Source organism: Bdellovibrio sp. BIS2 (assembly GCF_055398295.1).
This window is the reverse complement of the sequence record NZ_AP035879.1, coordinates 3,366,379-3,386,450: the sequence shown is the minus strand read 5'-3', so window position 1 is coordinate 3,386,450 and position 20,072 is coordinate 3,366,379. Positions and strand designations below refer to the sequence as shown.

At 50.9% G+C, this 20,072-nt stretch carries 19 protein-coding genes; 4 read left to right on the top strand and 15 right to left on the bottom strand.

Going from position 1 to position 20,072, the window contains the following annotated elements; all coding sequences use genetic code 11:
* The first annotated feature begins 114 nt into the window (after positions 1 to 114).
* Both ACZ520_RS16065 and ACZ520_RS16060 read left to right on the top strand, forming a co-directional pair.
* A complete protein-coding gene (locus tag ACZ520_RS16065; protein ID WP_464126508.1) occupies positions 115 to 2,268 on the top strand; it encodes a FecR family protein in 2,154 nt (717 codons plus the stop codon).
* Positions 2,252 to 3,469: a hypothetical protein gene (locus ACZ520_RS16060; RefSeq protein ID WP_374031258.1), complete on the top strand. Its 1,218-nt coding sequence runs from the start codon at positions 2,252 to 2,254 to the stop codon at positions 3,467 to 3,469. The genes ACZ520_RS16065 and ACZ520_RS16060 overlap by 17 nt, the downstream gene beginning before the upstream one ends.
* Here ACZ520_RS16060 and ACZ520_RS16055 read toward each other — a convergent pair.
* From ACZ520_RS16055 to ACZ520_RS16005, 11 genes are all read right to left on the bottom strand, one after another.
* Positions 3,461 to 6,703, bottom strand: a complete 3,243-nt coding sequence (locus ACZ520_RS16055) for an RCC1 domain-containing protein (protein ID WP_464126505.1) — start codon at positions 6,701 to 6,703, stop codon at positions 3,461 to 3,463. The genes ACZ520_RS16060 and ACZ520_RS16055 overlap by 9 nt on opposite strands.
* Before the next feature lie 125 nt (positions 6,704 to 6,828).
* Complete coding sequence (locus ACZ520_RS16050) at positions 6,829 to 7,542, bottom strand: ABC transporter ATP-binding protein (RefSeq protein ID WP_374031257.1); 714 nt, start codon at positions 7,540 to 7,542, stop codon at positions 6,829 to 6,831.
* A complete protein-coding gene (locus ACZ520_RS16045) occupies positions 7,539 to 8,315 on the bottom strand; it encodes an ABC transporter ATP-binding protein (protein ID WP_374031256.1) in 777 nt (258 codons plus the stop codon). Before ACZ520_RS16045 ends, ACZ520_RS16050 begins: the two co-directional genes overlap by 4 nt.
* The gene (locus ACZ520_RS16040) at positions 8,296 to 9,267 is read right to left on the bottom strand and encodes a branched-chain amino acid ABC transporter permease (RefSeq protein WP_464126502.1); all 972 of its coding nucleotides are present in this window, start codon (positions 9,265 to 9,267) and stop codon (positions 8,296 to 8,298) included. Before ACZ520_RS16040 ends, ACZ520_RS16045 begins: the two co-directional genes overlap by 20 nt.
* Entirely contained in the window at positions 9,267 to 10,169 is a 903-nt protein-coding gene (locus ACZ520_RS16035; protein WP_374031254.1) for a branched-chain amino acid ABC transporter permease, read from the bottom strand. Before ACZ520_RS16035 ends, ACZ520_RS16040 begins: the two co-directional genes overlap by 1 nt.
* A gap of 8 nt (positions 10,170 to 10,177) precedes the next feature.
* Entirely contained in the window at positions 10,178 to 11,299 is a 1,122-nt protein-coding gene (locus ACZ520_RS16030; protein WP_011165721.1) for an ABC transporter substrate-binding protein, read from the bottom strand.
* A gap of 89 nt (positions 11,300 to 11,388) precedes the next feature.
* Positions 11,389 to 12,378: a 6-phosphofructokinase gene (pfkA, locus tag ACZ520_RS16025; protein ID WP_011165720.1), complete on the bottom strand. Its 990-nt coding sequence runs from the start codon at positions 12,376 to 12,378 to the stop codon at positions 11,389 to 11,391.
* 92 nt (positions 12,379 to 12,470) lie between these two features.
* Positions 12,471 to 12,743: an HU family DNA-binding protein gene (locus ACZ520_RS16020; protein WP_011165719.1), complete on the bottom strand. Its 273-nt coding sequence runs from the start codon at positions 12,741 to 12,743 to the stop codon at positions 12,471 to 12,473.
* Positions 12,744 to 12,904: 161 nt separating this feature from the next.
* Complete coding sequence (locus ACZ520_RS16015; protein ID WP_088564159.1) at positions 12,905 to 13,126, bottom strand: DNA gyrase inhibitor YacG; 222 nt, start codon at positions 13,124 to 13,126, stop codon at positions 12,905 to 12,907.
* 46 nt (positions 13,127 to 13,172) lie between these two features.
* Positions 13,173 to 13,883, bottom strand: a complete 711-nt coding sequence (locus ACZ520_RS16010; protein WP_374031252.1) for a hypothetical protein — start codon at positions 13,881 to 13,883, stop codon at positions 13,173 to 13,175.
* Positions 13,884 to 14,129: 246 nt separating this feature from the next.
* Positions 14,130 to 14,570: a metalloproteinase domain-containing protein gene (locus ACZ520_RS16005; protein ID WP_088564161.1), complete on the bottom strand. Its 441-nt coding sequence runs from the start codon at positions 14,568 to 14,570 to the stop codon at positions 14,130 to 14,132.
* Between the two features lie 197 nt (positions 14,571 to 14,767).
* Between ACZ520_RS16005 and ACZ520_RS16000 the strand changes: the two genes are divergently transcribed.
* Positions 14,768 to 15,589, top strand: coding sequence for a hypothetical protein (locus tag ACZ520_RS16000; RefSeq protein WP_374031251.1), 822 nt, complete (start codon positions 14,768 to 14,770; stop codon positions 15,587 to 15,589).
* Here the strand turns inward: ACZ520_RS16000 and ACZ520_RS15995 are convergent.
* Positions 15,551 to 16,300 carry a prolipoprotein diacylglyceryl transferase gene (locus tag ACZ520_RS15995; RefSeq protein ID WP_464126497.1) on the bottom strand — a complete coding sequence of 250 codons (750 nt, stop codon included), beginning with the start codon at positions 16,298 to 16,300 and terminating at the stop codon, positions 15,551 to 15,553. The two genes, ACZ520_RS16000 and ACZ520_RS15995, sit on opposite strands and share 39 nt — an antisense overlap.
* A gap of 107 nt (positions 16,301 to 16,407) precedes the next feature.
* Here ACZ520_RS15995 and ACZ520_RS15990 point away from each other — a divergent pair, with 107 nt between their 5' ends.
* Complete coding sequence (locus ACZ520_RS15990) at positions 16,408 to 17,835, top strand: cyclic nucleotide-binding domain-containing protein (protein WP_088564164.1); 1,428 nt, start codon at positions 16,408 to 16,410, stop codon at positions 17,833 to 17,835.
* Here ACZ520_RS15990 and ACZ520_RS15985 read toward each other — a convergent pair.
* The 3 genes from ACZ520_RS15985 to ACZ520_RS15975 are packed head-to-tail and all read right to left on the bottom strand — an operon-like array spanning position 17,820 to position 20,070.
* Positions 17,820 to 18,632, bottom strand: a complete 813-nt coding sequence (locus ACZ520_RS15985) for a metal ABC transporter permease (protein WP_088564165.1) — start codon at positions 18,630 to 18,632, stop codon at positions 17,820 to 17,822. The two genes, ACZ520_RS15990 and ACZ520_RS15985, sit on opposite strands and share 16 nt — an antisense overlap.
* Complete coding sequence (locus tag ACZ520_RS15980; protein WP_417868208.1) at positions 18,629 to 19,198, bottom strand: ATP-binding cassette domain-containing protein; 570 nt, start codon at positions 19,196 to 19,198, stop codon at positions 18,629 to 18,631. Before ACZ520_RS15980 ends, ACZ520_RS15985 begins: the two co-directional genes overlap by 4 nt.
* The gene (locus ACZ520_RS15975) at positions 19,195 to 20,070 is read right to left on the bottom strand and encodes a metal ABC transporter substrate-binding protein (RefSeq protein ID WP_464126494.1); all 876 of its coding nucleotides are present in this window, start codon (positions 20,068 to 20,070) and stop codon (positions 19,195 to 19,197) included. The genes ACZ520_RS15980 and ACZ520_RS15975 overlap by 4 nt, the downstream gene beginning before the upstream one ends.
* Positions 20,071 to 20,072 lie beyond the last annotated feature (2 nt).

The following is a 20,072-nucleotide window of genomic DNA, read 5'->3' as shown; positions in this document are numbered from 1 at the left end:
TCTTCTGTTCCGCAGAGTGAAGTTTTCTCTTCAAATTCAGGAACACAAGTGTTGTCCAGATGTTGGATATTTCTGGCCGGGGTGTAATGCGTCGGACATAATGACTTCAACACCATGAAAAAAATAATTGTCGCATGTATTCTCGGTATTTCAGTGTTGTCTTTCATCGTGGCAAAGCAGTTTCTGTTCAAGGCCGAGGTGAATAATGAAAATCTTGGTCCGACACTGGCGGAAGTTCGCAATGTAAAAAATGAATTGCGTTACAAGCACGCCACCGGATTTTTCTGGGCCGACGCCGCCCAATCACAAAAACTTTTTAATGGATCTGAGGTTTTCACCGGACCTTCTTCTGAAGCCCTGCTGGAAATGCGCAACAAGGATATCATCCATGTTCCTGCCGAGACTCTTTTGCGCATCTCGGAGAATCGGCAAGCGGGCACTTTGGCTTTGAATCTGGAGCGCGGAAGCCTTCAGGTGGAAGGTAAAGGGCAGGGAAAACCTTTAAGTGTACGGGTTGGGAATTCTGATCTTGTTTTGAAAGCCGATGCACCCTTTGGACTTTTCGCGAAGAAAGATGCTTCCGGTCAGCTGACACTTTCCATGGCCTCGGGTTCTTTAACATTGGAAAGTGGGGGCCAGACGAAAACCCTCGGCACCGGAGAGGCTTTGAGCATTTCTGATCCCACGGCTGCTGAAGAGGGCGCCGCAAGTGGGGCCGCAGGTGGAGGCTCGGAAGTTTCAGGTGGTGGGAGTGGTGATATCAAGGTTGCTCCTGAGTCAGAAGTAAAGAAGGCACCGCCCGCTTTGCAGATGACCGAAGTCGTGAAAGAAAAGCTGGTTCTGCTGGAGCCTGCTCCTAAGAAGGTTTTTTATGGTCAGGGAATTGAGTTCTTCCGCTGGAAGAGTGCTGACGGACGAAGACTGACCTTACAGATCAGCCGCACCGCCGATTTCCTGACGGAAACACGGGCAGAAGATGTCTCCGAAATGAAAGAGGCCGTGATTCCGAAAGATCTGGGCACGGGCGAGTATTACTGGCGCGTGGTCGAAACCACAGACGGTGTGCCGCATTTTTCAGAAACGCGCACCTTCCGTATTGAGCGTCTGGGCCGCGCCATGATTGGTCAGCCTGTTTTGACATTCAAAGAGCGTGGCAAGTGGACTTTGAATGTCCCGGTACAGGATGCGAAGCCCGGTGAAAAGTTCCACATGCAGGTGGGAAAGAACAAGGGTTTTGAGCAGATCTTTGACGAATACGAAGGCCCGCAGCCCTTGAGAAGTTTCCTGGATATGTCGGGGGAATACAGCATTCGCGTTCGCAAGGCCTATGGAGACAATCTCTATTCTGACTGGTCCGATCCGGCGAAATTGATTGTGCGTCCTCCGTTGTCGGCGCCAATTCTGTCCAAAACAGATGAAAAGATCGGATCCTCGGGGCTTTCAGAGATGACTCTGACCTGGAATCCGGTTCCTTATGCCGTCGACTATCTGGTGCAGATTGCTGACGGACCGAAGTTCAGCAGAATCCTGAAAAACGTGGTCGTTGAAAAAGCCCCTTACGAATTGAAACACAACGAATCTGTTCCAGGTTATATGCGTTTGGTGGCCCGTTCCGTTGAGGGGGAGTATTCTCCTGCATCCGAAGTTTATCAGGTCAAGGGTGTGATCAAAGGCCCGGCTATTGAGAAAAAAGAGGTTCTGCCGCCGGTCTTTGAGCAGGCGGGATCAACACCTCAGTTTCATCTGGTATGGACTCACCGTGAGGCGGCGAAAAGATACCGTGTTGAATTAAGTCGTGATCCGAAGCTGGCAGGATCACAGATGCTGGACACTGAGAATGTGGAGATTTTCCATCCGGTTTCAGAAGAGGGCTGGTACTATTTCCGCGTCTGGCCAGTGGTGGATGAAAGCAAATTGTTTGGTCTGCCAACGCCGATTCTGGCGGTTTCTTATGGCAAGCCCGGTCCGCTGATCACTCCCAAACCCATGACACCCAAAAAGAATGAAGTGTTCCTGATTCCCCGTGGTGTGCCGGTGTCAATCAAGTTCACGTGGTCTGAATCTCCCGAAAATGAATGGTATGTTCTGCAGATGTCGCAGGATCAGAACTTTGCAACGAGTACTGAAATTAAAGTTGAAGCCCAGGAATACATTCTGAAGAAGCCGATGAAAAACGGCCAGTGGTATTACCGCGTTCGGGGCAGAAACAAGTACCAGGCCTCGGCCTGGAGCGATACTGGAGTGTTCTATTTTGGCGTCTCTCAATAAAGCTCTTGGAATTTTTGCTGCTGTATTGATTTCGTGCGGATCGGCGTGGGCTCAACAGACCCTGAACAAGGCGCGGGTTGAGGTTGTCCCGTTTTCTTCATTGCAAAAGAACATTCATCCGTTTCAGACGGATTGCCGCAATATTCTGCGCGAGCCCAGAGTGGAATGGGAGCAGTTTGAAATAGTCAAGTTTCCCGAGCAAAGCACGTTGCAGCTGAAGATTTCCGGCGAGCTGAAGGAAAATTTGGATATCCGTTTCTGGAGCCGGCGAATTTTACTTTACGACAAGGACAAAAAGTCCCTGAAGCCTGTGGTTTTGCCCCTGGTGAATCTGCCGCTAAAATCAGACACCGGAAAGTTTTTGATCTCTTTGAATATTCCGGAAAACGCCAACTTTATTTCCGTGCCTTTGGAGCTGTTTGGCGATGAAAGCTTTCGGTATTTGTTTCACGTGCGTGGGGTGAATCAAGAGATGCAAGTTCAGGCTATGCCCGTGCTGGACAAAGTCGGAAAGGACTTTTGTTCCCGTGACGTGATGTGGGTTGGAGCGGGATTGATGGGGGCTGCTCAAAAACAGGATACCAGTCCGATCGTGACGACTTTGGATCTTCAGTCTTTTACATTCGACACCCTTTCGTTTACCCGCCGCTGGAACTGGAAAGTGGATCGCACGATTCGCGCCGGTGCTTACACCAGCAGCTTCCAGTTTAATAATTTTCTGGATGTGTCCGGAAACCAGCGCTTGTTCGATATCAAGGGTGAGGTGGCGTTCACCAGGCGCCATTGGACCTATCGCAATGCTCTTTTCAAAGTGCAATACGGTTATCTGGCGGGGGGCGATTTTGAAAGACGTCCTTATGCCTATGTCTCCAGTGCATCGTCAGGGGGGATCAGCAGCGGACAGCATGTCAGCGCGACGGCAGGCGGGTTTGCGGAACTGTTTTCTCACGACAAGAAGTGGTACACGGATGTGTCTTTACGACTGCATCCCTTCTATTTTGGTCTGGATCACACCTATAGTGGCATTGGAATTTCAGGGGAACTCGGTTTTGCCCATCCACTCAGTTACGAGCGCACCATTGGTGTTTACACCTATGGAACCATGTTTCAGGGCCGGCACGCAGGCTCTGATTCCAAAGACACTTCCGATGTCTTTATATTCGAAACCCATCTTGAATTCCGATATGGCTGGCTATTTTAAGACGTAAACTGGTGTTCGGTGCATGAAGTTGTCATGCGCCTCGCCATATTGACTGACGCCCCAGCATTTCAAATCCCCCAGAGTCGTGAGAGCGCAAACATGCAGCGGCAGATTGTCCATCATGGACATTCCCACGCTGACAGATTTGGCAAGGCCAAATCCGAATGCAAATGATGCTGTCGGCGACGACACAATCTGATAAGTGGAACTGACGAGGCCGTTGTTGTCGACACCCCAGCATTTCACGGTGCCGGTGGCCATGCTTGCACACCCACCGAAGGAGCCCAGCGAGATGTCCGTGGCCCCCGTCAGTTGGGGCGCCACGACAGGGGTTGTGGTGATGGTTCCGTTGGCCAAAGTTGTGAGAGGCACGGCAGCCAAAGCCGTTCTGCTGCCCCAGCACTTCACTGTTCCGTCGTGCAAATAGCAGGCGCCATAGTTCCCCATGGAAAGTTTGATTTCCTTGGTGGTGGTGATTGTATCAATCAAGGTGGGAACGTGAGTCGCATTTCCGATGGCAGTCCCGGTGCCAATGATGCCGTTGATGTTGTAACCCCAGCAGTAAATTTCCTTTGTGGTGGCATTAGCCTTAACGGTACAAGTGTTACTGATGCCGGCATGAACACTTTCAACTCCGGATGTGAGGCTTGCGATTGCGGAAGGGTAGGGCCTGGAGGTGCTGATGTCTGCTTGTCCGGACTCGCCAGCGCCGTTGTTGCCCCAGCAAAGTACTCCACCGGAAGAAATGATGGCACAGGTGTGATTGTAGCCGACCGATATGTCTTTGATGCTTGCAGGCAGGGCCACAACTCCGTTCGGATATACGGTGGGAATTTGATAGGGAGCCAGCACTCGCGTGCCGCTGCCGTCGTTGTTTCCAATCTGCCCGGTTCCATTGTATCCCCAGCACCAGACGGCACCGGCCTCGGTCAATGCACAATAAGACTGGTACTTGCCCGAAATTTTCTTAACGTTGGTCAGAGGCAGTGTGTACTGCGGGCGCGAGAATGAATTTCGATTGTTTACGCCAAGCTGTCCTTCGTCATTCTGCCCCCAGCAGGTCACAGTCTTGTTCGTGCGCAGGGCGCACGTTGACGCCAGGGTTGCCACCACCTGCGTATAGGTTTCCGGGGACTGGCCGGGACTGAAGGCCACAGCTCTGAAGCCATCACCCCAAAGACCGTTGCCCATTTCGCCGAAGCGGTTGAATCCCCAGCATTTCACTCTGTTGGAGGCCGTGATGGCACAGCTGGCAAGTTCACCCAGTTGGAAATCTGTGAGGGTTTCACCAAAAGAGTCCATCCTCATTGGAGTATAGCTTTCAGTAAGTTCATAAGCATTGTTCGCAACAGGAAGACCGACACCCCAGCAGTACAGATTGTTATCCACGCCCAGTGCACAGGAAGCATCCGTTCCCACTTTGACCTTTTTTGATTTGACTGGCATGGCCACCTGATTGGCTGATGCCCAGGGCACAGAGCCGGAAACGGCACCGCGACGTGAGCGATAGTTGCTGCCCCAGCACCAGACGTCGCCGGATTCAGTCAGACCGCAGCCGTGACGGACGTCTGCATAAGTGCTGCCATTGACTGACAGAGTGGAGATGTCATTCGGTAATCCAGTGATGGAGATTGGAACATGAGTCGCCGCAGATCCTGTGCCCATTTTCCCCCAGCACTTCACGGTGCGCGTGCCGGCGTCTTCGTCGATGGCGCAGGCCATGCGTGCACCGGCGGCGACGTCCAGAGCTTTAGTGACATAGCCATACAGAGTCGGTGTGCTATATACAGAAGTGCTGGTGGCCTGTCCCACGGTGGCTTCCGTGTTATTACCCCAGCAACGAACCTGATCTGTCGAGGTGATGATGCAGGTGTATCCCATTCCCACCGTGACTTTTTTTACATTCGTGTAGCCAGCAAGTTTTTGCGGAGTCTCTGTGGCGGCCGTTAAACCATTGCCAAGCTGCCGGGAGGCGTTTTCACCGAAACAATAGACGTCTCCTGCAGTGTCGATATAGCAGTTGTGCTCAGCATATCCGCCAGCAATGTCCCGAAGGTCGCTGGCTCCGGCAACTTCGGTTGCGAAAGAAGTTCCGGCGGCCTGACCATTTCGATAGGGGAAAGCTCCCCAGCAATCCAGCTTTCCATCCAGGCGCTGGGCACACATGTGACCTTTGGCGGCGCCCGCCATTGATTTGTATCCTGAGGCCTGCGGTCGGGAACTGGTGTCAGGTATTGTGTTGGCGATATTTACTGTCAATGAGGGCAGACTGGAGGCTGCATTCGTCGTTCCGGTCACCGTCAGTGCAAAACTTTTCGTCGGACCCGGCGTTGTTTTGGTCATGATGGAATAATATGCGGGAGTATAAATCGATCCTGCAGGAACCGTCACTTCCGTGGAAATGATATCCGGGAAATAGTAATCAATGCCCGCCAGAGCCGTGCCCGGGACTGACTTCAGCAGCACCGTTGTGGCCACGGGGCTGGTGCGCGACAAGTTGACCTCGATGTTCCCCATGGTTTGTTCCTGATTGTAGGTTCCCAGAGAACTTAATGTCACGACAGGTCCGGCAATGAATGCGGGCGAAGTTTTTTCCGCACTGACGTTACCCACTTTGTCGGTCACGCGAATGATATAGTAGTAACTGTCAGCCTCCGTATCCGGCAAGGTCAGACCGTCAAAGAAAAGCGCATCTTTGGGTTTTTCAGCCCAGTCCTTGATCACGGCGTTGCCAGCAGTTTTTACCAGCTTGATTTCATACTTGGCGATGCCGGACAGATTGTCGGTGGTCACGGGTGCATTCAGGCGCGGTGAAACATCCAGCAAAGAGCGCGTTGACACCAGGGTCTGTGTGTCAGAAACATTGGGAGCGGTTTTATCCAGAATGATTTTGGCTTTCGTGCATTCGCTGTAAAAACCGTCCTTGTTGCGAACTTTGACGGAGATAATATGTTCGCCCTCCACGTTCGGAAGCACGGCGGTTTTTTCCGCGGTGTAGGGTTCCCACATCTCTGAGCACAGACCACCGACCGCAAAGCTCAGTTCAGAAATTTCAGAAGTCGAAATGATTTTGACCGGAACACTGGTTTGTCCCGTGTAAGGCACTTCGTTATTCACCTTCAAAGAAATGGCCGGCGTGTTCTTACTTGAAAAAATGAGTGAAAGATCGTTCTTGGTGGTGCAAGAACTTAGAAGAAATAAACCGAGCAAGAGGCAGAAGAACGTTCTAGTCATGCCGTTCTGATCGGGTATTTGGAAGCAATTATAAAGACTTAGGTGGGTTCAATCTCGGTTTGAAACAACATGAATGTTCCAGAGAAAATGCCAGCGGAATACTTTGCAATGCCATGGTCGGGATTCTAGACTCCCAGATAGCTTTTTCGGACTTCGTCGTTGTTCAGAAGACTCTGGGCAGAGTCCTGCATCACGATGCGACCACATTCCAAAACATATGCGCGGTGGGAAATCTTCAGTGCCATGCGCGCGTTTTGTTCGACCAGAAGGACCGTCATGCCTTCCTCCTGATTCAGCTTTTTTACAATTTCAAAAATCTGCGCCACAATCAACGGAGCCAGCCCCAAAGAGGGTTCATCCAAAAGCAGCATGCGTGGTTTTGCCATCAGCGCACGGCTGATAGCAAGCATCTGCTGTTCCCCGCCGGAAAGGGTCCCGGCCATCTGGGAAATGCGTTCTTTCATGCGTGGGAATAAAGTCAGGCACATTTCCAGATCCTGTTTGATCTTTGCTTTGTCGGTGCGGGAATAGGCACCCATTTCCAGATTTTCAAGCACGCTCATTTGGGCGAAGACCCCGCGGCCCTCTGGTGATTGGGCAATACCGAGGCCCACGCGTTTGAAAGTGGACACCTTGTTCAGGTCTTCACCACGAAAATGAATGCGCCCCTGGCTTGGTACAATGCCCGAAATTGCCCGAAGCGTGGTTGTTTTACCCGCGCCATTGGCGCCGATCAAAGACACCACTTCGCCTTCATTGACGTTGAAGCTGATTCCCTTCAGGGCGTGAATGGAACCGTAATAGACATCCAGATTTTCAACGGTCAACAGGGGATTCATTCAGCCTCCTCAACGCCCAGATAGGCCTCGATCACTCTTTGAGAGCTTTGCACCTTTTTCGGAGCCCCCTCTTCAATCTTCACACCATGATCCAGAACAATGATGTTTTCACAAATACCCATCACCAGTTTCATGTCGTGCTCAATCAAAAGCACGGTCAGTTTGAAATCCTCGCGAATCTTCGCAATGGTTTCCATCAGATGGTGGGTTTCGGAATGGTTCATACCGGCAGCGGGCTCATCCAAAAGAATGATCTTTGGATCCGTCGCCAGAGCGCGCACGATTTCCAGCTTGCGCTGTTCGCCGTAGGGCAGGGATGTTGCCGGTTTGTGGGCTTTTTCCTGCAGCTTGAAAATCTTCAGAAGATCGAAAGCCTTTTCCTGCAGACGTTGTTCATCCACGCGGAAAGAATCTGTCTGAAACAAAGTATCAAACAAGCCATAGCGAACGTGCTGGTGACCGGCGATCAGCACGTTGTCCAGAACAGTCAGGTTTTTAAACAGACGGATGTTCTGGAAAGTGCGTGTGACGCCACGATGGGAAATTTCATAAGGTGCCAGGCCTTTCATGCTTTGACCTTCCATCAGGACTTCACCGGAAGTGGGCTGATAAACTCCGGTCAGCATATTAAACACCGTGGTTTTGCCAGCACCGTTGGGGCCGATCAGTCCCGCCAACTGCCCTTTTTTGATTTGGAATTCCAAAGAGTCAACGGCCTTTAGGCCGCCAAACTGCATGGTGATCTTGCGGGCCTCAAGCAGAACGTCGGACATATTTTCTCCAAACATCGCTGAATTCCATGTCCCCGAACAAACCCTTTGGTCGAAGGATCATCATAAGAATCAAAGCCAGGGAATAAATCACCATGCGCAGATCCACACCCGTCAGCTCCTGCAGTGGGCGCAGGGCTTCTGGCAAAACCGTGATGATGATCGCTGCCACGATGGACCCGGTCATGGAGCCCATGCCACCCAGAACAACCATGATCACCGCATTCACACTTTGCAGGAAGGTGAAAGAGGAGGGATTGATGAAATTAGTGAAGTGTGCAAACAATGCCCCCGCCACACCGGCAAAGAAGCTGGAAAGTACAAAAGCTTTTACTTTCATGCGGGTGGTATTGATACCCATCGCTTCGGCAGCGATTTCGTCTTCACGAACGCTCAGGAATCCGCGACCGTGACTGGAATGCATGACTCTCCAGATAGTGAAGAAGCAAATCACCAGCCACACGGAAGCAAACATAAAGGCAAATGGAAACGAGCCGACACTGGGAATTCCTGAAAGACCGCGCGGTCCTCCCAGGAAGTCCATGTTCAACAGCGCCACGCGAATGATCTCGCCAAAACCCAGGGTCACGATGGCAAGGTAATCGCCCTTTAAACGCAAGGAAGGCAGACCTACCAGGAAGCCCGCAGCTGCGGCGGCAAGGCCTGCGCCGATCACAAAAACAAAAGACTGAACAAGCTGTAGGGACTCAGGCAAAAAGCCCCACTTGGTGGAAGCGTGTGCCGAGAAATACGCGCCAATCGCCATAAAGCCCGCGTGTCCCAAAGAAAACTGGCCAGTGTAGCCGTTTACCAGATTCAAGCTCATGGAAAGCAGACAGTTGACGGTCGCAAAAAGCAGAATCAGTTTGATATAGGCATTGACGCCAAAATCCAGTCCGAATCCCAGGACAGCAAGGCATATCAGGGCCAGTGCCGGGTTTTTTAAGGCTTTCATCAGACCTTCTCCACAGAGTATTTACCCAGCAGACCTGCCGGCTTAAAGATCAAAATCACAATCAGAATTCCGAAAGCCAAAGCATCACGATAGGTGCTGGACAGATAAGCCACGACCATTTCTTCGGAAAGACCCATGATCATCGCACCCAGAACCGCACCGCCGACGTTGCCGATGCCACCCAGAACCGCGGCGACGAAAGCCTTCATTCCGATCATCATGCCCATCAAGGGATCGATTTTGGGATACTTCATGCCGACCAGCACGCTGCCGATACCAGCCAGTGATGATCCAACGATAAAGGTAAAGGCAATGATGCGGTCCGGGTTCACACCCATCAGGCTTGCGACCATGGGGTTGGCGCTCACGGCCCGCATCGCGCGGCCGATTTTGGTTTTGAACAGCAGGAACTGAAGTCCCAGCATGGCGACAATCCCCACGCCCAGAACGGTCACATCAAAAGAGCGGATTTCAACGATACCGATAGAGAAGATCACAAAGTCTTTCATGACTTCAGGAAAAACTTTGGGATCGGCTCCAAAAACCACCTGACCGGAATACTGCAAAAACAAACTGACACCGATGGCGGTGATCAGGACATTCAGTTTTGGAGAATTTCTTAAAGGACGATAAGCCAGACGTTCAATCACCAGCCCCAGAAGGCTGCAGCAGATCATCGTGATTACAATCAAAGTCAGAAGAGTGCTGAAACCGGGGTTGTTTTCAATTCCCAGCCAGCGGGCGAAATAGTAGGCGGCAAAGGCGCCCACCATATAGACATCCGAGTGGGCGAAGTTGATCATTTTCAGGATTCCGTACACCATCGTGTAGCCCAGGGCGATCAATGCATAGATGGATCCAAGGCTCACTCCGTTGATCAAATGCTGTACGAAATCCTGCATGCACGTCCTTATGGGTTGATGGTCGTCACAAACTTGCGGTTGTTGCCGTCCACCTGGATGACCACCGCGCTTTTCACAGCGTCACGGTTTTCATTCAGGCTGATTTTCCCGGTCACACCAGGGAAATCTTTTGTCTTGGATAGTTCATCACGAATGGCTTTGCCTGACAAGTCTGGCGCACGTTCAATCGCTGCCACCAGGATTTTCGCAGCATCGTAACCCAAGGCTGCCAAAGCGTCCGGAGTTTCATTGTATTTGGCTTTGAATTTTTTGATGAATTCAGTCACCGCAGGATCTGTGGACTCAGTCGTGTAGTGGTTGGAGTAATAGTTGCCGTTGATGGCTTCTTTGCCGATCTCGTACAATTTGTCAGAATCCCATCCGTCGCCACCCATCAAAGGCACTTTCACACCCAGTTGGCGGGCTTGTTGGGCAATCAGACCGACTTCAGTGTAATAGCCCGGCACATAGATCGCTTCCGGATTCTTGGAGCGGATCTGTGTCAGTTGGGCTTTGAAATCAATGTCTCCGGCTTGATAGCTCAGGTCTGCAACGATCTCGCCGCCGCCTTTTTTGAATTCCGCAGCAAACACATCCGCCAGACCCACGCTGTAGTCATTTTTCACGTCACGCAGGATCGCGGCTTTTTTGATCTTCAGGTTTTCTTTGGCGAACTTTGCCATCACCATGCCCTGGAACGGGTCGATGAAGCAGACGCGGAAGACATAGTCACCGGCCTTGGTCACATCCGGATTCGTGGAAGCCGGGGAAACGAAAGGAACTTTGTTGGACTGGGCAATCGGAGCTGCCGCTTTGGAACGTCCGCTGGCAACACCACCGATGATCGCCACGACATTGTTTTGGGTGATCAAACGGGTTACTGCAGAGGCCGCTTCTTCGTTTTTACCCTGATCGTCCAAAGTCACCAGGCTGATTTTTTTGCCTTTGACCCCGCCCGCGGCGTTGATTTCATCCAATGCCAGGCGCACACCCTTGTTGGAGCTGAGGCCGAACGTGGCATCGCTTCCAGTCAGGGAATCATATTCACCGATAACAATTTCATTTTCTTTTTTGGTGCAGCCGCTGATGAGTGGCAGAACCAAAATCAGAGCCAAGAGGAGTTTTTTCATGTGGACCTCGCTGTGGGTTGCTTAAATGGAATACTCCATAGAATTCAAGCTCCTACAGTCGAGGTCAAGGTAAAAACGTGAGGACAGGTTTAAGTTGCCAGAACACTCGCCAACGAGATCAGATCCAACTGGTTTTTCTTTTCGTTCTTATAGACAAGATCCAAAGGCACCTGAATAAGTCGTTCGCCTTCAGTGCCGATCATGACGTCGCAATAACCTTTGAACAAAGCGTCCACGGCGGCAGCGCCCATGCGGCTGGCAAGAATACGGTCGGCCGCGGTTGGAGATCCGCCACGTTGTTGGTGTCCAAGAATACAGACTTTTGCGTCCATGCCGGATTTTTTGCGGATGGCATCAGCAAGATCATACGCGCGCCCTGGTTTCTGTCCTTCAGCGGTGATGATGATGCTGCTGGTTTTACCACGGGATTTGGCTTCGTTGATGCGGTCGATGGCTTTTTCAACTGTGGTGTTGGCATCCGGAGTGAAGATTTCTTCCGCACCACCCGCAAGACCGACGTGAGAGGCGATGAAGCCTGAGTTTCTGCCCATCACTTCCACGATAAACAAGCGGTCGTGAGACGCAGCGGTGTCACGAATGCGGTCAATTGCTTCAAGGGCGGTGTTCACAGCCGTATCAAAGCCGATGGTTTTATCACTGCCAAAGATGTCATTGTCGATAGTGCCAGGAACGCCAACCACCGGGATCTGATGCTCTTCCCAAAGGGCATGAGCACCGCGGAAGGAGCCATCACCACCGATGCAGACCAAGGCATCAAGTCCCAAATTTTTGATATTCTGAGCGGCGCGCGCGCGGCCTTCAGGGCGCATGAATTCTGTAGAGCGGCCGGTTTTAAGGATCGTACCGCCACGCTGGATGATGTTGGCCATGTCACGAAGTTGCAAGGGCTCGATCTTGTTTTCGATCATGCCGACGTAGCCGTTGTGAATTCCGTACACTTCAAGTTTTTGCGAGATCCCCACACGCACAACTGCGCGGATTGCCGCATTCATACCCGGGGCATCGCCACCGCTTGTGTACACACCGATTTTCTGAATTTTCTTATCAAACTGAGCCATGGGATAAAGGCTACCCCGGGATTATCATAGAGACAAAATAAAAAAGGCGTCCTTGCGGGACGCCTTTTCAGAAATCGAAAGACTTCGGTTAATTACTTAACCATAGCTTTGAATTCAGCACCTGCGCGGAACTTCGGAGCCCATGCAGCAGGGATTTTGATCGCTTTGCCAGTTTGTGGGTTGCGACCAGTGCGAGCTTTACGTTTAGCTTTAGTGAAAGTACCGAAGCCAACCAATTTAACATCGTCACCTTTTTTAACGGATTTTTTGATGTTTTCTACAGCGCAATCAAGGATTGCTTCTGCTTGAGCTTTGGAAACTTTTGTTTCAGTAGCGATTTTTTCGATAAGTTGAGCTTTGTTCATTTGAACTCCTCTTGTTGGACACGTTTGTGTATCCGATGTTGATTATAAAATCGTGATGATAACTCTTCGTCATCCAATGACAGCCCCATGAAAATCCATAATCAGAATTTCGTCAACTGCAAAATGTGAAAAGGTCTCTGAGTGTGGTTTTGCGGCTGATACTAATGTTTGTCTTCGCCTGGATAATCATCATCATCCATGGAAGTTAAAGCATCACTTGAAGAGTCTTTAACGGGAATTCGGTAGGACTCAGAGGCCCACTCGCCAAGATCAATAAGTCTGCATCTTTCAGAGCAGAAAGGGCGGAAGGGATTTTCGTTTGAGTACAAAGCCAAACGCCCGCATTGCGGGCATTTGACCTGTCGAGATTGAGATTCGGTCATAGTCGAAATTTATTCCAAGTCCCGCACCCAGTGCAAGACGCGGAGCTTAGTAACGCTTGAAAACACCCGTTGCGAACTTCGTCGCAACACCATTGTGCGGGAAGTAAAGTTCGTAAGCGAACTGATTCTGCGCCAAAGTGCCTTCTTTCACCATCACCTGGATCAGGCGAAGACCACCACCGTTCAGGTAAGAACCCTGAGCGCGGATTTCAAAGCCTTTGCTGTTGTTGATCAGGCTGAAAGTGTTGTTGTTGGAAAGAATCAGCGGGTTGAAAGCAACACCACCTGCGTTGATTCCCAGGCTCAATGTGTACTGATACCAGTTTGGAGCAGGGTATGCTTCAAATCTCAACACTGGTCTCATGGAACCGTCGATAGAGAAAGAAACCATCAGGGAGCCGGATGTCCAGTTTTCACACTTGGCCAAGCCCGCTTCGATACCCCAGATAGTGCGACCGCACACGGCCAAAGCTTCCTTCAGGAAGGTTGCATAAGCACCGCTGTTTACAATGCTCAGGCTGCCGCGGTAATTTGTGTTATTACCATAATAGTTATAGTCATAGAATTGAACAGGGCCGGTTACGACGTTGCCGCCGCCATTAACCACAACACACTGTGAACCGTTCCAGACAGTTCCTACTGCACAGTTGGGAATTGTGCCGGTGTTGTTGTTTCCGCCGCCGCCACCACTTTTTCCGCACGCCGCCAAAACCAGCGCGCTATAGATCGCGATAAACGATACGATAATCCTTTTCATAATAAACCTCTCTCTCGATATTTTTCCTCACTTACACTGCAATACATGAGTCATGCCAGAGGGCGGGATTGTTGAAAGAGGGTTTAAATGCAGATGGGGCGCGCCGAGGTGTTTACTTATTTATAAGGTCAGCCATTTTGTGTCACAGGCTGCGCCGATGGCGAGGGGTGAATACTGCAATGGAACATGAAAAACCCTGTCTCAATCTGAGACAGGGGGGGGAACTTATTGAAAGCACTGCGGGTTTTAGTCGCCGCGAGCGATGTCGGCTGTGCTGGAGATGCCCACGGCATTGCCGGCCTCATCCAGGTCAACATGGAAGCGGACGTTGGTTTCGCCCAGCGGGCGGTAGGTGATCAGCAGATTGCACACGGCGGATTTTCCACTCTGGTCGACGCTGCATTTGGTGTCGGTGTGGGAAACAGCACTTGTCATGTTTTCCAGATCCTGGCCTTCGGAAAGGCGGGTCAGGATCTCGTCGTTGTAGGCCTGAACTTTGGCCAGAATCTCTGTCAGCTTTTCTTCGGGGCGAACATCACCAGTCAGGCGCATTGAAGCGGCATTTTGTTCCAGAAGAGTCAGGGCCTGCTCTTGCAGTTTTTGATCATTCAAAGAATCAAAAGCCGAAGCTGAGGCTTGGGTCGCAAAAACAAAAGACATCAAAAATACAGTCATCGACACGCGCATGGAATCCTCCGGATTTTTTTAAAAGTATGTCGAAGATGGTTCATAGCAGAATTTGTGCCTGCCGGAGATGAGCTTTGTTTTGATTCCAGTGACTATGCTTGAGTGAGGTGAACATTTTCTGTCACTGCGGGTGGAAACTTTCACGCCACGTTTTGCACATGGGACTTTAATCTTAAATATGGTATGGTGCTGTCCCTATGAGCCGCGAAACTAAAAAATATCTTCCCTATATTCTGGCGACACTTCTTCTGGTGGGACTTATTGTTATGGTTCAGACGCAAAAACCGTTGAAGGCCCGCACTTCAGGAGCGTCTTTCGCGCAGCAGGCCGGATATTTCTTTTTGCCTCCGGGAAGTGCCAAGGTTTCGGATGTGACTGAGGCTCAATACCGAGCCCTGCTGACTGATTTTCAGGTGAAGTACATCATGCCGGTGTTCAACAGCACCGGAAGACCTCTGCTGATTCCGGCGGAATGGGAAAGCCCTTACTTTGCGGCCTTTGCCCAGAACAAAGACACTTATATGCAGGTGTCTTTGTGGGGTGGAATGGCCAGAGCGCCAGGGGCTTCGCTGCCGGTTCTGGCGGGAATTCTTTGTCACGAAATTGGTCACGTGATTGCCGGAGAGCCCCGTCAAACTTTCACCGGGGCGGAGTGGTCGTCTTCGGAAGGTCAGTCGGATTTTTATGCTGCGAAAGACTGCCTGCCGCAGTTTTTGAAAGCGCATCCGGAACTGGTTGCTGATATCAATCCGCAGGTGCTTGCACTTTGTGGGGGCAATGAACTTTGCGCCCGAGTTGCGCAGACCGGGGTTGAAATGGTGCAGTTCTTTAAACGCTATGATTCACAAAAATCAGATGATGTATCTTTGTGGACACCGGCTCCGGCAGCAGAACAGTTGCTAAGAAACGTATATCCATCCCATCAATGCCGTCTGGATACTTATCTTGCAGGGGCTTTGTGTCAGACGGGCGGCAGTTGCTCAGCTCCGGCGTGCTGGACGGCGAATCATCAGGAATAATCCCAGCGCCATAATCGTCAGACTGATCCAACTTGAAATGGACAATCCCAAAGAAGGCCCACGGAAATCATCGCGGAAGGCCTCCATCAACAGACGTCCCATTCCATGCAGCACCATCCATAAGAAAAAGATGCTGCCCGGATTTTTTAAGAGCTTGGGACGAAGTGACTGAGCCGTGGTTTCAGTTCCCAGCAAAATGAAAAGCACTCCCAGTTCCCAAAGCGAAGCATAGGCCTGGGTCGGGTGCAGACCATTCACGGCCCAGGGCAGATCGCAGCTTCCGCCATAACAACATCCCGCCAGCAGGCACGCCACGCGACCCAGGACATAAGCAAAAGACAAGACCGGTGCAAACAGATCCAGGTAATCCTCAAACTGAACCCTGGCCACAAAGATCATATATAATAGACAGCACAAGCCCGCCAGAATTGCGCCGCCATAAAAAACAAACCCGCCATTCCAGAAATAGAAGATGCGGGTGAAGTCTTCCTGATAGTGCTCGAAGTTTTCATAGAAGACGTGAAACAGGCGGCCGCCAATAAATCCCGTGACCATGATAATAAGACTTAGGTCCAGAGCGACCTTCCGGGAAAGTTCAAACTTATCCGCGCGGGCACTGATCCAAATCAGACAAAGGCACACCGTCAGACTCAAAACGAGATAGTAAGTGGGAACGTTCAGAGTTGATGACAGGGGGATAAAAGGAAACAAGCGGCCTCCGCTATATACCGACGATAGACTTAATTTTCTTTGATTACCAAGAATATTCAAGACGATTCTGGTCAAGGGCCCGGAACTACAGACATAATAAGGCCTATATGAAGTTGCACCCGGCTGAAATCGCCAAAGAAATTAGGGCCTTTTCTTTCTTTAAATCATTTGCGGATGACCTGCTTTTGCAGACGTCTGCCATGGTTCATTGCGAGTCATTCGCCGCGGGTTCCTTCATTCTTCAAGAGGGCAAACAAAACAGCTCTCTGTTCTTTTTGAGATCCGGAAAAGTCGAAATTTCCCTGGCTTCTGAAGTGATTGCCACTTTGGACACCCCGGGTGAGGTGTTCGGTGAAATGAGCGTGATCACCTCCAATCCGACATCCACCACGGTCAAGGCTCTTTCGGCGGTGGAATGTTTTGTGATCCGTTCTGAGGACTTCGGTCATGTTCATCCCAAAGACAAAGACCGCTTTCAGGCGTTGTTGTTCCAGATTTACTGCAATGTCCTTACTGAACGTCTTATGAAAACCAACGAAAAAGCGCGACTCTTTGAAATCCTGAACCGCGAACTTCATGAGGCCCAGCAAAAAATCCAGAAAGTGGGCGGACGCGTTTTGTTGGTTGAACCGGATAAAAAGCAGCAGCTTCCGATCCGCATGGCTTTGGGGGGCACCGGGGTTCATCTGGACATTGCCAATGATGCCGAAGGTGCACGGGAATTCCTGCGCGACAATCAGTACGACGTGGTTTTGTGTGAAGAAGGCTGCGTGGAAGTTCTTAAAGAGGTCCACGAAGGCAAAAAGACACCATTTTCAATTTTGCTGACCAGTAAGGATGTCCAGGGGAACCTGCGTATTCTGGAAGGCAATCGTTATGTGGATCATATCATTTCCCGGGATGCAGAAGACCGCAACGCCACCATTCGCTATGTCCTGACGGCGCTGGGAAAACTTCTGAACAAGGATCTGTTCGGTATCGAAAAGTACCTGACCTGGGGAGTGGAAGTTCAAAGAAAGATGGTTTCCAACTCGACCCAGCGTGAATCCCTGCGCGAAGATCTGTATGGTTATTTCAAAAAAATGGGGGTTCGTTCCACCATTTTGGACCGTGTGAACACGGTGGTTGAAGAAATGCTGATGAATGCGATCTATGATGCGCCGGTGGACTCCAACGGAAAATCCATCTTCAATCATGTGTCCCGTAAAGAGGAAATTCAGCTCGACACCCATCAACAGTCCCAGCTTCGTTACGCGAGTGACGGGGTTTATCTGGCGGTGGGGGTGAAGGATCCATTTGGGTCTTTGACCAAGGATATCATCATTGACTATCTGCTAAGCTGTTACAATGGCGCGGCGGGAAGCATGAACGCCAACAAAGGCGGCGCCGGGCGCGGCCTTCATCAGATCATCGAAAATGCGGATCTGACTGTGTTCAACGTTAAAAAAGGCGTCTGCACAGAAGTCATCTGCATGTTCAATATCGACGGCCAGAAGCGTGAAGCCCAGCCGTCATTCCACTATTTCTTCGTATAAGTGATCAGACCCAGCAACATCTGTCCCAGAAGCACGCAAGGCACTGTGGGCAGATTGGTGGATATCAATGAGGTCGCAAAGCCCAAAGCCGTTCCCCCCAGGGAAATCACCAGCATTCGGATCAGATAACTTTGTAAATTGCGACTGCGGGTGGATGTAAAGCTGGTTGCGATGAACAGGGATCCGATAGTGAACAGATAACCCATGCTTTGGATCGCCATCGTCGTCAGCAGCAGCGTTCCCACGTCAAAGACGCGATTTTGCCAAGTGCGATGAATATAGCTGTGGTTGACCATTTGGAAAGACGCCAGCGACAAGGATCTCCAGAACTTCAGAACAAAGACGCCAAAAAACACGGCCGCCAGCAAACACAATTGCGCCCCCGTATCACTCATCACCGCCAGATCACCGAAATAAGAGGCGGCAATATGGCTTTCCAGGGCCGGGGTAAGATAGCTGGTCAGATAGGTCAGCGACAGGAAGAACACAAACAGGGTCAGATAGATGTGGTTGCGATCGGACTTTGTCTGAATCAACTGATCCATCAGTAATAAAGTCACCCAACCCAGGGACAATCCCGCCACCAGGCTGATACCATGAAAATCAGTGCCCAGCAGAATATTGATCACCAGGCCCAGAACAATCCCCAGGGAGGCGCCTTGTCCCAGGACAAAGATTTGCGCGCTTTTTTCACGCGCACTCCACTGGGACCCGATCAGTGCCAGCACCGCCGCCATCAACACCGACGACGGCAGGGACCACTTATAGATTTGCAGCAGTTCAATAAAGGATGTCATCGGATCTCCAGCACACGCACGCGGTTCCATTCAGCGGTCAAAGCGCGATGGGACACCAAAATCAATGAACTTTGCGGATGTTCTTTCAGGTAAGTCCCCAGAGCTTCTTCCAACTGCAGGGTGGATTCAGAGTCCACATGATTAAACGGTTCATCCAGAATCAACAGACGGGGCTTTTTAGCGAGCACGGCTGAAAGCAGGATCTTCTGCCGTTCGCCACCGCTGGCGGTGTTCCACTTTTTATCCAGATCCATGTTCTTTAATAGGGGGTGGGATCCTTCGTTATCGCCCAGCAGATCACGCAAAGTCAGTGGCAGATGAAAATGAAGTGTTCCCAGTTGCGGCAGATATTGGATGTCTTTTTGCGGAATTGAAAACTGAAAGCGGCCCTCAAAGTACTTATGCAGCCCCAGCAGGGTTTTTAGCAGCGTGCTTTTTCCAGCGCCGTTTTCACCACGCAGAAAAAGAACTTCACCATCATTCAGTTCAAGGTTCACCACGGGTGAAAGCGCCAGACCATCAGAGCTTAGAACCCGCAAGTCCCGGGCGGAAAGCAAGGAACTCATTTCACTGACCCCACCAGCAGCTCCTGCAGTTTCGCGATGGAGCTGGCATCGCCTTTTGTTTGCACATAAGAAGGCACGATCATCACGGGCACGCCGGAAAGTTCCTGAAAGCGCTCCAGGGTTTTATGCGGAGCTGATGCCGTTGCAAAGAGCACAGTCACTTTATTGTCCTTGGCAAGTTTGGCAGCCTGAGCGATGCGCGCCGCAGACGGAGGCATTCCCGGTTTTTCTTCCAAAGAACCTGCGGATTCAAGCCCGTAGGCGCTGAAGAAGTAAGTGAATTCCTTGTGATACTCCATCACTTTGGTTTTCTTAACGGTTTTTGTCAGACGCTCCTGCAGGCGGGTCATTTCGGCTTTGAATGCATCATAATTTTTCTCAAACGCCGCACTTTCCTGAGGTAGCGCCGCTGACAGCACTCGCACCACTTCGCGCCCGGCTTCGGCCATTTTCAAAGGGCTTAATGTGAAGTGAGGATTGCCGTGTGCGTGAACATCGCCCAGCGAGCGATTGATCACACCTGTCGGGACGTCCAAGGGCTTGATGCTGTTGCCAAGAATGCAGGAGCCAGTGCCTCCATCCTGAATTTTCGCATTCCCGGATTTGGAAAGAACTTTCGGAAGCCAGCCGACCTCCAGTTCAAGGCCCATGGAACAGACGATGTCGGCGCGGTTTACTTTCAGAATGTAATCAGGGCGGGCTTCGGCAAAGTGTGCATCTTCAGAACCTGAAAGCAGACTTTGTACCTCCACCTGCTCTTGTCCGATGGCACGCACCACTTCAGCAATGTCCGGCAATGTGGTGACAACTTTGATTTTGGCCTGAGCATAAGGACTAAAAAGCAACAGCACAGAAAGCAAAAATTTATTCATGT